This is a genomic window from Vibrio crassostreae, assembly GCF_041439375.1.
In the GTDB taxonomy this organism is placed as follows: domain Bacteria; phylum Pseudomonadota; class Gammaproteobacteria; order Enterobacterales; family Vibrionaceae; genus Vibrio; species Vibrio crassostreae_D.
This window is the reverse complement of record NZ_JBGONY010000050.1, coordinates 1-12,835: the sequence shown is the minus strand read 5'-3', so window position 1 is coordinate 12,835 and position 12,835 is coordinate 1. Positions and strand designations below refer to the sequence as shown.

At 44.5% G+C, this 12,835-nt stretch carries 8 protein-coding genes and 2 pseudogenes; 4 read left to right on the top strand and 6 right to left on the bottom strand.

Annotated features, from left to right (window positions below; all coding sequences use genetic code 11):
• Window positions 1-22 precede the first annotated feature (22 nt).
• The 3 genes from ACED45_RS18135 to ACED45_RS18125 form a co-directional block, all read right to left on the bottom strand.
• Complete coding sequence (locus ACED45_RS18135; RefSeq protein ID WP_371714653.1) at window positions 23-1,354, bottom strand: MFS transporter; 1,332 nt, start codon at window positions 1,352-1,354, stop codon at window positions 23-25.
• 231 nt (window positions 1,355-1,585) lie between these two features.
• A complete protein-coding gene (locus tag ACED45_RS18130) occupies window positions 1,586-3,097 on the bottom strand; it encodes a DUF1214 domain-containing protein (protein ID WP_371714652.1) in 1,512 nt (503 codons plus the stop codon).
• Window positions 3,098-3,170: 73 nt separating this feature from the next.
• Window positions 3,171-3,959 (bottom strand): hypothetical protein, encoded by a 789-nt coding sequence (locus ACED45_RS18125; RefSeq protein WP_371714651.1) that lies wholly within the window; start codon window positions 3,957-3,959, stop codon window positions 3,171-3,173.
• 129 nt (window positions 3,960-4,088) lie between these two features.
• On the opposite strand from ACED45_RS18125, the gene ACED45_RS18120 reads away from it, so the two are divergent.
• The gene (locus ACED45_RS18120; RefSeq protein WP_371714650.1) at window positions 4,089-5,015 is read left to right on the top strand and encodes a LysR family transcriptional regulator; all 927 of its coding nucleotides are present in this window, start codon (window positions 4,089-4,091) and stop codon (window positions 5,013-5,015) included.
• Window positions 5,016-5,057: 42 nt separating this feature from the next.
• Here the strand turns inward: ACED45_RS18120 and ACED45_RS18115 are convergent, their stop codons facing one another.
• Window positions 5,058-5,975, bottom strand: a complete 918-nt coding sequence (locus ACED45_RS18115; RefSeq protein WP_048661065.1) for a LysR family transcriptional regulator — start codon at window positions 5,973-5,975, stop codon at window positions 5,058-5,060.
• A 133-nt stretch (window positions 5,976-6,108) separates the two neighbouring features.
• On the opposite strand from ACED45_RS18115, the pseudogene ACED45_RS18110 reads away from it, so the two are divergent.
• Together ACED45_RS18110 and ACED45_RS18105 are read left to right on the top strand one after the other, a co-directional pair.
• A pseudogene (locus ACED45_RS18110) lies at window positions 6,109-6,444 on the top strand (DUF1254 domain-containing protein); the annotation flags it as partial.
• Window positions 6,445-6,885: 441 nt separating this feature from the next.
• A complete protein-coding gene (locus ACED45_RS18105; RefSeq protein ID WP_371714669.1) occupies window positions 6,886-7,161 on the top strand; it encodes a hypothetical protein in 276 nt (91 codons plus the stop codon).
• 98 nt (window positions 7,162-7,259) lie between these two features.
• Here ACED45_RS18105 and luxN read toward each other — a convergent pair whose 3' ends face one another.
• On the bottom strand, window positions 7,260-9,836 hold the full coding sequence (gene luxN, locus ACED45_RS18100) for a quorum-sensing autoinducer 1 sensor kinase/phosphatase LuxN (RefSeq protein WP_371714649.1): 2,577 nt from the start codon (window positions 9,834-9,836) through the stop codon (window positions 7,260-7,262).
• Window positions 9,829-11,082, bottom strand: coding sequence for an acyl-homoserine-lactone synthase (locus ACED45_RS18095; protein WP_371714648.1), 1,254 nt, complete (start codon window positions 11,080-11,082; stop codon window positions 9,829-9,831). Before ACED45_RS18095 ends, luxN begins: the two co-directional genes overlap by 8 nt.
• A gap of 428 nt (window positions 11,083-11,510) precedes the next feature.
• On the opposite strand from ACED45_RS18095, the pseudogene ACED45_RS18090 reads away from it, so the two are divergent.
• Window positions 11,511-12,788 (top strand): annotated as a pseudogene (locus ACED45_RS18090) (collagenase); the annotation flags it as partial.
• Window positions 12,789-12,835: the final 47 nt, after the last annotated feature.

The window sequence follows — 12,835 nt, the reverse complement described above, 5'->3', positions numbered from 1 at the left end:
CTATTCAGTATTAGAGCGCTCTTCAGAAGATCGGCTGTTTCTTGTTTTTGAAATAAAACAACGCGCTGATTAACACGAACAGTAAGGCGAAGTAATAGCAGAATGAAGAGAGCGATGCTAAGAAGGCGAGGTTTTGTTCTATTTCTTGCTCGGTGTAATTATTAGAGACCAATTTGTAGTAGTAAGCGTACAAGATCCCGATCAGCCCGTATCCGAGGTTAAACATCAAACCTTTGAAACTAAGAACGGTGGCTCGGTTATGTGACTCGGTCTTTTTGTTTAGGTGGTAGCTGATGAAAATGTTCATCGTCATGATGATAAAGATAAGCACCAGCGCAGGAACTACCCCATAGATGGACCAACCTAAACTGATCCAATAGTAGGTCGCGATACTTGCTAAGCCCATGACAATAATAAAGGTTTTTGACTCGATACTTTCTGCCAACCTCCGGCTTTGCCCCGCTAAAATGATTTTTAGCAGACTGATTCCCGCGCCAATAAAACCAAAATAGATAATAGGAATATCGATAGCGAGATAGTATTGGCTGTTCATGGTTAAGAACATGCGTGAAGTGTGTTCGAACAAGCTGTAATAGAGCAAGATGAACAGCACGTAAGGCGTAGCAAGTACCCACTTACCTGTATCAGCCGTTAACTTGAGGCTGGCGATGGTCGTTGCTAATTTGCTCTGATCGCTTGGCATCACCTTCTTTTCTTCACGCATGTTTATCGCGGCATAAATTGCGAGTAACGCGACCAAGAGAGTCGCGAACACAGGGATTCGCATCAGGTCTTTGGTGCTTTCTGGCTCGGCTAGCCCAAGGAAATGAAAGATGTTCGCCATGAAGTTCACGTCGTACATCGCAGCGCCGATCAAGGTGACAAAGATACCGACACTAGAAGCGATACGGAGCTGGATTTGTAACACTCGCGGCCACAACTCTTCATTGCCTTGTTCTTTTAAGGTGTCGTAAGCCAATGCCTCATCTGCACCACTTGCCAATGCCATTGCTAACCCACTGAGTATTCGGTTGACCAAAAATACCATGAACACCAAGTTAGCGTCTCCGGTCGGTACGAGTGCGATCATGGCTATCTCTATGAACATCACAATCGAAGACAACACTACAAGCTGTTTGCGACCTAAGGTATCGGCGAATGCCCCAGATGGAACTTCTGCAAGTACGATGGTCGCCGCCCAAACTACGTTTAGCATGGCAAACTGAGAGAGGGTTAGTCCGTAATCTAAATAGAGTAGGGTGAATATAGGGTAATAAAAACGCGCAAAGTAGCTGCTTCTAAACATTAAGAAGTAGCGGACATTGGGAATTTTAAGAATCTCTTTGAGCGTCATGATAATTTCAGTAATTTAGATAATACATTCTTATGTATAACCCTTTTACTCTTTTAAATCATGGAATTGTTGTAAGAATCGGAAAACTTTTGATGAGCTTGTCTCTCTGTACATGTAAAGGCTAAAAATATAAAGGAGCTAACAAGAGGAGGAGCAACTAGGCTCCTCTTCTTGTTTTTATTACTTCATCTAACTTGATAATTGTTCCTGATGAAATTTTCTTATAGGCGATTAATCCACACGCTTGAAGTTAGGCAATAAGGTTTCTGGCTGCTGCGCTACAAATGCTTTACTTGGTGAGTATGCACGGAAGTAAACAAACCAGTTTTCGTCTTCTCGTGTTTGCACCCAGTTAGCTTCATTCACACCTGCTGGCTTAGTTGGCGAGAAGTGGAAGGTGTAATTGCCTTGTGCGTCTTTGACCGTTCCCTCGATGTTTGAACCTACATCTGCACGCTCAATGTCGTTGTCGATAATGGCGCGGTTCTCAACGTTATAAATAGTGATTGTCCAGAACAGATCCGCGAAGTTTACATCACCATCCAGAGTCAGAGTGTAGTGGTTGCTGCCATTAAGCCCCTTACCACTGTCATCGCGGTAGTTGTCTAGATAGATCTGGCCCCAACCGCCATTCTCAAAACCGTGCATTGCTACGTCGTTAGTTACAGCTTCGTAGAACCATGCTGCGCGTCCATCGAGATCCATACCGTAGTAACGATCTTGGTTTGGTGTTGAAGCCGTCGCTACTTCCCAAAAGTTGCCTTCCTTACCGTAAGCTGCGTGTGGCAAGCGTTCTGTTTTGTTGAAGTCGATATTCTTAACCATAGCTTCCCCCATCACTACAGCTTGTTCTAAAATCTCACGCTGCTGACCTGATGGTTCAAACGTCTTACCTTTCTCAATACCCAAGGGACGTAGCATGTCGTGCATCATGCGATCACGCTCTGCTACTGGCTCAGCTTGAATGGCTTCATTCAACGTATTCCAAAATGCCATGCCTCTTGGGTGTTTGGCATCTTCACCACGCTCAGGGAAGTTTACGCCGTTATCACTCAGTGGCTTTCCGTTGAGGTTGGTAATTTTCAGGGCCTCTAAGTCTTTCATACGTTGCTGGTCTGACTCTGCCATTAAGCGAACGCCAAAGAAAACATAGTTGGTGTCTGACTCAAAAACCTGAGCGCCTTTTGGCAGATTACTCGGTGTCTCAGACCCTTTGGCTTTTACCACGTAGACGCCCGGCTCGGTCATCTGAGAAATTCCGATCTGCCACATGGTGTGTATTGCGCCGCGCAGTTCATCTGTGGGGATTTCTATAACAACGGGCTCTTTTTCTACGTTAAACCAAGTAATCGCGTAAGGCGTAGAGGTGTTGTAAGTTAAGCCGCCTAGCTTAGATTCATGAGACTCAACATAAGTAATTTGACCATCTTCTGCCCCCATGTCTGCATAGGCTTGTTTCCATGCGTAGTTTGACACCAAAGGCACTGACCAAATGTAAGCTTGTGACGCGCGTTGATAGTCCATTAGTTCGAACAGTTTTGCTGAGCTTTCTTGTGTTGGAATACCATGAAGAAAGTCGGTTTCGAAGGTGAAGTCTCCCGCACGTGTTTGAAGGGTTTCTGTTGGGTTATCGTTTCCAGCAATCGCCGTTGCTGAAAACAAGGCTGTTATAGAAACGAGCATCGCTGTTGATCGCAGTGGATGTGTGAAAGTACTGGCAAGGGCTTTAGATATCATGTTCATAATGTGTCCTCAAAACTTAAACTTAAACTTATTCGTTCAAGTGAAACCAGCTCGTTAAAGCCGAAATCACTACTTAAAATTGGTAGTTAAATTCGATACGGTGATCGCCGTCTTCGATACTTGTGTTTTCTGTCCAGTTTGCGAAATAACGAACGTTGGCTCTTGGATTGATTTGATAGCTCGCTGCAAATTCATGTGCGAGTACAGAATCACTGCCCTCAAAGCCAAAATCTTTGAACGTTGATGACCCTGACATTGTGCCTAAATACATAGGGTTGTAGTTCAACCAAACCTTATCGGTAAGTTGCATCTTGGCGTACATACCTGCAACGTAGAAAGTACCGTGCATGTTGTAGCGGTCGCGAAGTTGATCGGCATCGAGAGCGCCACCAGTGCCTTCAACCAACTCTTCACCTGCAGCGATACCGACACCCGCGAGCGGGTAGAAGTTAAACATGCCCATTTGCGGTAAAGCTTGAATAAAGCTGTAAGACGCGCTGCCTTGGTTGTTATCGAAATCCCAAGACATATCAACTTGCGATCCTCGGCCATTAGTTAGATCTACACCGAAGTTTCTAAAGCGGAAGGAATCAATACTGTCGTCTGCACCTCGACCGCTCCAACCAATCGTCTCACCAGCGATACCTTTGATTTCGAGCACATTCATGCCCATGGTGGCATCACTGCCCGTGTCGTAGGTTTGCCCAACTTTTAGGTTTAAGCCCTTGTCGGTGTAGCCGAAGCCTGCTTGTGTGTAGACCGCTAATGGGTCTGACATATCTTGAACTTCTGTTTCTTCAGCGATAGCACCGCTAGCTAACAAAAGAGGGGTTAGAGAAAGGATCGAACGCTGTAATAACATAGCTGCCTCATAGAGTTATCTCACTACATCCGTGTACTTCGTGAAGGTGGGATAACTATACAAAGTGGACTTTGTTAAGTTAATTCATATAAACTTAACCATTCGTTAAGCAATGCTTTATGGTGTCTCATGAAACTTAACAATGTCGATCTGAACTTATTGAAAGTGTTTGTGGTGGTGTATCAGGAGAAGAGCTTGAGAAAAGCGGCTGAGAAGTTGTTTGTCTCGACACCAGCGGTTAGCCAAAGCATCAAGAAGCTTAAGGAATCCTTAGGTGAAGAATTGTTTGTCCTGTCTCATCAGCAGTTTTTGCCAACACCTTATTCAGACGACCTGTATCGACGCGTTTTCCCGCTATTAGATGGATTGGTTACGGCGATAGAAGAAGGAAAACAGTTTAATCCCGCGGACCTCAGTGAAGATTTTAAGATAGAGGCGAATCCTCATGTCCTGCCTTGGTTGACTCCCGCTCTGTTTCATCAGCTATCAGTAGAAAGTCCACTTTCAAGACTGATCAGTCATACGAGTTCCCAAAATTCATTAGAAAGACTTAAGAGTGACGAGATTGATTTTGTCATTCACTTCGAAGCTAAGAATTTGCCTGCTGAGATCATTGCCGTACCTCTGGTGACCTTAAAGTTTGTATTGGCAGTAAGAGAAGATCATCCTTTCGAGGAATCCACCGCGACGATTGATGATTTGTTGTCGTTCCCATTTGCTCATGTTGACCTTGCTTATTTCGACCAAAACAAACATTCTCGATTGGAAGAGGAAGTCTTAAGCCAAGGTAAATCGATTAACATGGCACTGCGAACGACTTCCATCGTTGGGTTAATTGAAACGATCAAGTACTCCAACATTATCGCACCTTGCATGCCTCCGGTGATTGAACAACATAAAGGTGTCTTGCGCTCAATCGCAATTGAGGGATTGGAAGAGGGAACCGAGGAGATGGAGGTGTTCGCTTATTTTCATAAGAAAAACCAGCACTCAGCTAAATATAAATGGTTGCTGGATTTGATTGAAACGGCGATGACAGAGGCCAATCACCAGTAAGGGTCATGCTTGTTTGTTTCTACTTTTCAGAACTACATATAACTACTCTTTGAACACCTCTTCGATACACGATTCCAACCAGCGCATCTTCGGTTGATTGCGATGTTTACGCCCGATAGTCATGCCAATATCGCCATTTGGCATGTTGGGCATGTGAGGAAACTGCACAAAAGAAAATTCATTTGAAAGCGAATTGGCCAGTAGTTTTGAGCATGGGAATAATACGTCGCTCTGCTTCACTATAGATAATAAGCTGTGTAAGTAAGTCGAACGTATTTTTACCTCAGTATTGATGCCAACATCGGCTAACACGTTCGGTGCTAACGCAATATTGTCGTTCCAATCACTGACCACCAAGCTCGCTAATTGCAAGGTTTCTTGCTGGTCACTTTGCAAAAGCGTGTTGGCAAGTGGATGCCCAGTGCGGCATACCAAGACAAAATCATCGCTTGCGATGCGTTTCTGGTATACCTGTTTGGATAATTCTAATGGGTAATAATTGACACCTAAATCAACCTCACCAGAGGTGAGTAAATCCAGAGTATTCGCACCCCAATCCACAATATTCACTTTGACCTTAGGAGCTTGCGCTAACAATATCTGAGTTAGCTTTGCCGAGATGCTGTTAGCAATAAAGCCATTAATGGCGATGTTCACAGTGCCATCAAACTGAGCAACATCAAATTCAGACTTTGGTTCAAGTACTTGTTCTAACTGCAACAACACCGGTAACAAGGTCTGCTTAATTTCAAGCAATTTAGAAGTGGGTTCTAAGCCGTGTTGGGAGCGAATAAACAACTCATCGTCAAAGTACTCACGTAGCTTTTGTAGTGAGCGACTGATAGAGGGTTGGCTTGTAAACAGAAGCTCTGAAGCCTTTCGAGTATTTTTTACCTCAATTAATACTTTCAATACCTTAAGTAAATTAAGGTCTAATCGTTTAAAGCGGTTACTCATCATGATTACTGCACTCCAGAATTGAGAAGCTGTTTAGATATACCCAAACTGTATATCTTGATTTCATATAATCGATTGGAGTATATCATGAAGTGTCTAGATACTGAGCTCATCGAAACAGACATGAGTAATCATTATGAAGAAAACGACGTTAGTGACGCTATTAGCATTAACTGCATTTGGCGCAACAGCTGCGGATAACAACAGTTCATCTGTTTATGATCATACTGCTGTTGGTGGTGTTAATTGGGATAACTACCCAGAAGCGGAGTCAGATTGGAACTTTCTTGGCCTCCAAAATAAGGTCGGTGTAAACCATTGGTTGCACGCCGAACCAGTCTCAAAAGATACACAAACTGTGATTCGTTCAAATCGTGATGTTGTTTACTCGACGATGGTTGTTGATGTATCAGAAGGTGCAACGTTCCATGTGCCGGACGAGGACAATGATTACTTCCAGATTATTCATATCATGGATGAGAACCACCTTGTTCATAAAGTGGTTCGCCGCGGCGAAACGCTTAACCTGACTGCAGATGATCTAACGATGGGTACTCATGTTCATGTACTAGCCAGAACACGTATCGCAGATTCTATCGAAGATACCAAACGTCGCCAAAGTCTGCTTTCTATCAAAGCGAATTCAGATAAGCCTTATCAAGGTAAAGGCTATAACCCTAGTGATGTTGAAAATTACCGTTTAAAACTGATCAACAATGTAATGAAACACGGCGCGCCTATTGAAGGGTTAAAGGGATTTGGTGCGACTTTGGATGACGTAGAAGACCACCACTTCAAATACGTGACGGCATTTGGTTACGCAGGGCTACCAGCCGATACAGCGCAATACCTAGAGCGCGTGCCAGGTCAAGGTAAGACGACCTGCCAAGAGTGGACGATTCCAACGCCAAATTTGGACTTTGAGGGGCGCGGTGGTTACTACTCTCTAACCACTTATGGAGCGGATGGTTGGATCGACTCTGGGCACTTCTATGCTTCTGGCGAATCTATGCGTGATAACGGTGATGGCACAGTGTCTGTCACATTCAACTGTGGTACCGGTGCAGCTTATGATTTTGAAGTGTCTGAAGGTTGGGCTGGCGTATTACGTTTGTACGAGCCAGTCGATGTGGATGAAACTTTAGAGTATATGGAAACGTTGCGTCAAATTGAGATTAAAGAGCTTTAGTATCTCTTCGAATAGCTGAAATATCCCAAAATAAAAATCCCCTCAAGAACCTTTCTTGAGGGGATTTTTAATCAGTCGTTAATTTACTGGTTAGCCATCTACTCTTCACCTTCGGCTTCTTTGGAAGCATTTGACGCCCAGTCTTTCTCAAGCCAGTTATCGAGTACGTGCTGCAATGCATTCAAAGACGTTGGCTTTTCAAGTCGACCATCCATTAACTGATTGATCATGTCTAATTCACGTTGTCCTGATTCGCCGGACAAAGCAATGATTGGCGTTTGAGGAGAGCGTGCCTTGATGATTTGGCTTGCGTCAAAACCATTCATTATCGGCATTTGCACGTCCATTAAGATCAAATCAACTTTGTGTGTTCTGAACAACTCAACAGCATTTTCGCCATTTTTGGCTTGTAAACTGTTAACGCCAAGTCGGCTCAAATACATCTGAACAAGTGTGCGTTGCACCTCTTTGTCATCAACGATGAGCACGGTAGGTGCTAAATGGCTCTCAGATTCTCGCGAACTTGTTGGTTCTGTATCAGCGCAGGCTTTATCTTGAGTAGTCGTTTGGTTGTGTTTCCAATCATTGAAATAAGGTGTACGAAGCGCGTCTGCTTTGGGGGCATTCGGTACCACAGGGAAGTACAGGTGGAACTCAGTAAACTCACCAAGTTTAGAATGGCACTCAACTCTGCCACCAAATGAACGCATTACACGTTGGCAATAGCCTAGCCCTAAGCCGCTACCACCACTTTTTTGGTAAGAGAAGAAGTCATCAAAGATCTTGTGAGCAATCGCTTCATCTATGCCGGGGCCGGTATCTCGGAATATTAAAACGTTCTCGTAAGAGTCTATTTTGGTGCTGATTTCGATCTGGCTATCTGGATACGAATCAAAGTAATAAATCGCATTGCGTATTAGGTTGAAAATAACGAAGTTGAATAGGGTTTCATTTAGCTTTACAACAAAATCAGCATGTTGTGGTAAGCGAATACGTTCGATTATCTTCTCGTTTTCAAAGCCATAGTGGCTTACTGCTTGATCGACAGCTTTGTGGATAGAGGTCATCGTCACCGGACCATGCTCAGGTGAACTATCACTGACCTCACGCAAGATGATATCAATCAGCTGTCGGCCGCGTTGAATTGCAGCTTGGCCGTTTTCGATATCAAGTAGGATCTGTTTTGCTGGCGCTTGGTTGTCGATGTGCTGCTTTAGTACTTCGAAGTGCAGTTGCACTTGAGCAAGCGGGTTACGCATCTCATGGGCAATGGAGTTAGCCAGAGCACGACTTTGGCGAATGCGTCTATCCGCTTCGATGGTACTTTGCACACGAGTTAACAAGGTTTGCAGTGCAGAAATCTCTTCGTTAGAGAACATCTGATCGTTGCTCTTGTGCGATGACACCAACAAGTGCGTGACCGACTTTCCCTGACCAAACAGAGGCATTACCAAGGCCGTGTTGTTAGAACTCATCTTTTCATAGAGCGCCTTGATAGAACGTTTTGCTGGCGCAGTGTAATCGAGCTCTTCAGACAGTTCGTCGAACACTAAAACAGACTTGTTGGTCGACAGGTAGTCTTCGTAGAAAGTCTCGTTGTAGTTGCTGTTAACAAGGCGCAGTTTGTCTTCTGGGATTTGAAGTAGGCTACCCAAACGACGCATCGCATCATCAATTGATAGCTTGAAATCTTCTTCTAAAGCAAGGATTTGCTGTACTGGTGTTGTCTTGTTCCCGTAGACAAAGAAGGAGGCATAACGGCTCACACGTTTATAAAGTACATGCCAAGTAATGCCTATTAGTGCGCAGATTGGAATGGCGATTAGCCATTGATTATCTTCGGTCAGCGGGATGAATATCGCACCAAACGGTATCACTAAAATAGCACACACTAACAGGGCGTTCAGGCTCATGTACGCAAGGTATTTCACGCTGTAGAAACGAGATGTCAGCAGGGCATACCCAACGAACAACATCTCACTAATAGACAAGGCTGGTGGTAGCCAAGTCAGTGAGAAATCACGCAAGAAGTAAGTCATACCTAGGTGGATCGTTGCTGTGGACAACATGAACACCAAGATACCTGCAATCATATAGCTGGTTTTGGTCAGCGTGAGCTTGCTGCTGTTGGCGCGCATTGCCACTAGGTTACCCAGTGTCAGTACCACAAAGCTGATCATGCCGATGAAGAAGTACGAAGTGTGCGGGCCAAATTCAATCACGAACTGACTTGGACCAACAATGATAACGTCTTCAACGGTTAAGCCCGGACTTAAATTAATAAACAAGGAGTAGACGGTTAGAGTGACGAAAATCGCTTGTTGCCATAGGTGCACCTTACCGTTGCGTTGCTCGGCGGCAAGCTGACACGAGAAGTAATACGCGAAGGCAAACGCAAAGAAGGAGGCGAGGTTGGCAAATTTGGCTGCAAACACAGCTGCTGACGGCCCAAGCTCTGGTAATAAGTCGGTATGGAAATACGCATTACTGCTGATCCACGCCACAATACAGACCGAATAGGCGATGTAGGCAACGTGGTGTGTACCTGCGATCGCTTCGCTCTTTAGTTTCAGACGGTAGCAATAGTAGAGTAACCACATCACGACTACAACAACCGTCGCAAGAAGCGTTATCGCTTTGGCGTGGATGATGGCTTCTAAGCCGAAATCAAACATGTTCGTCCTTATTTACCGAGCTTGGCTGTTGCAGAGAATCTGGTTGTTGAACAGAGCTTAATTTTTCTGCTGAGCTAAGCTTTCTGCTGTTACGCACGGCGCGTTTGTAGCCTTTGAAGTCGGTGTCATTAAATACGTTGACCATCAATTCGAAATTCCAAAAGCCACGGTAAATGGTGGTGCCGTCATCGTTCAATTCGCAATATCCCGAATGGAAATACGCTTTTGGGTCAATAGCTTGATAAAACTGAAGCATGAAAGGTTGTTCAATGATGGTGAAGCCAATTTTGTAGCCAACTTGATGTAAGACGCTCATCAGCTCTTTTTGAGCGAGATAGAGGAAGTAGAGTTTTTGTTGGGTATTTCCACTGACGGTTAAGCGCAGAACTTCACATATGGCTCGAGTTTCGGATAGTTGTAACTGAAATTGATTATCGAATTTTGGCAGAGAGCCACATTTTGACAATATCGGTGGCGTGAATAGCTGTAACCCTGAAAGTGAATCGTAACCATGATTTGGTAAGCAGTATTGCCAGTGATCATTGCTGAATGGCGGCGCATAACTTAGCCAGGTTTCATTTTTTGACCAATCTTGAATCAAGGCGGAAGAAACTAATGTTGGGAAGGCTTCATCGTCTGGGTGTTTGAGCAGGATAAAGTGCTTACCCGTTTGTGACAGGTGTAATAAAGGCAGCATCTCAAACCATTTTTCACCCTTGATGAAAACCTCAAGGTTGCTTAAAGCGATGGCATCACTGATAGGCATTCCTTGTGGGTGACTGGGTGTTTGTACCACAAGCGGATCATCTTCTATCTGATCGATGATCGCACTGTAATAAGCGCTGTCTTTAATGGGAAGATCGATACCATAGGGTGAACGACTATCGAGCGGCGACTTTGCCTTAATGGCAGCAATTTCGCATTCGCACCAAAAGTCTAACCAATGCATGTAACACTGACCTGCCGCTTCCTCTAACAATGCTATCTCGGTCGATAAACTGCTTGGATAGCGTTGAATGAGATCGCGATAGTCCATCAATTCAAATAAAACGGAGAGGCTTTTATGTTGATGTTCTGGGAAGAACGATTCCAATAGTCGTCTACGGTAGTCTGTGACGGTTTGGAAAAGTGCAGTGCGATCTTGTGGCTGATAAGTGTTGATCACGAGCTCGATCAGCGCGTGTTGTTTCTTTTCGATAGCCAGACTGCTAGCCAACAGTGAGACTAAAGACGACGTTAATTCCATGGTGTTAACCTAGCCTAGGTTTATATAATTATTTTTATTTGATTTGCACTCGTTAACCAGACACGAATTGTTATTAAGTTATTTGATATAAAGTTACTTTGTTGAGGTTGAGTAACTCTAATTGTGTCTATAGTTTTTAAAAACAAGTTGCATAATCGAGCGTAAGTTTACTACTTGCGCTACCCCTTAACAACAGAACATTTACTAGTTTATAAGTTGCTAAATTAGAATTTTCTCAATCACTTAGAGCCTAACCTTGCTCCGATTCTGACCTGTATCAATTGAGCATAATCCTTTGAATTTATAAATTGGCGTAAAATATCTATTTTTTGAACCAAGCTCATAAACCATACGCAACTGAATTCACCTTGTTGATCGTAAGGAATATAACGGCGAGCCAAAATATATATTTAACTAATGAGTGTTGTATGTCTCATAACCGTTTATTTCCACGTCACCGTTTGGCTCTCGCTTGCATGCTGGCCAGTGTTTCCAGTTTCTCCTTTGCTCAAAGTCAGTGTGAGGTGCTTGATCTTCAGCAGGCGTCTGACCTTGCTCTCGCTGTCTCAGCAGCAGACAACAGTTGCTATGGCGCTTGGTTCTCTGCTCAAGAGAGTTCGTTAAACAATATCTATAGCGAAGCGAGCCTAAGCCGTGTTCAAGTAGCTCTGAATTTAGAAATTACCCGTTACCGAGGTGATGCTGAACAGGCTCGTAAACTTGAAAGCCTTGGCGAATTTGTTCGCGCCGCTTATTACGTTCGTTATAACGCGCGAGCACAGGATTTCTCCGAGGCGTTAAGCCAGCGCTTCGCTCTATCTGTTAATGCTTTTCTGGCGAACCCTAATGCTCTCGATCAAGGCCGTGAGCAAGTTGGGGCGATGAAAAGTCTGACGCTGATGGTCGATAATGTTAAGCAACTTCCACTGACCATGGATGCGCAACTTGCGGCATTGAATCACTTTAACCATGAAACAGCGCAGGATTCACAATGGGTCGATGGTCTCAACAATCTCTTTCGAGCAATGGCAGGGCATGCCGCTCGAGATGACTTCTACGATTACATGGCAAACCACACCCAACATATCGATACGCTGGCGACTTTTGCTCGTGATAACAGTTGGGCGTTGGATACAGATACGAGTTTTCTGGTTTATAACGCCGTGCGTGAAACAAGCCGTTTGTTAGCCAGTCCGGATAAAGCGACCAAAGACAAAGCGATGCGAGTTATACAGCAAGTGATGGCGCAAAACCCACTGGGTAGCGAGCACGATAAGCTATGGCTAGCGGCCGTCGAAATGATGAGTTACTTCGCACCAGAAGGCTTGAATGGGTTAGACCTAGAACAAGCGAAACGCGACTTGGCAACGCGTGTACTTCCCCATCGTTATGAGTGCCAAGGGCCTGCGATTATTCGCTCTCAAGATCTAACTGAGTCACAAGCGATGGAGGCGTGTGATGTGTTGGCTGCCAAAGAGGCCGACTTCCACCAAGTCGCGAATACGGGTCAACAACCTGTCGCTGATGATAACAACGAGCGAGTTGAAGTCGCAGTGTTTGGCAGCAAAGGCAGTTACATTGATTATTCATCGTTCTTGTTTGGCAATACCACAGACAATGGCGGTCAGTATTTAGAGGGTAATCCTGCAGAAGTCGGTAACGTCGCTCGCTTTGTGGCTTATCGCTATGCCAATGGTGATGATCTGCTCCAGTCAGACTGGACACTTAGCTAAGCGACATTTCGCTTTTCAAA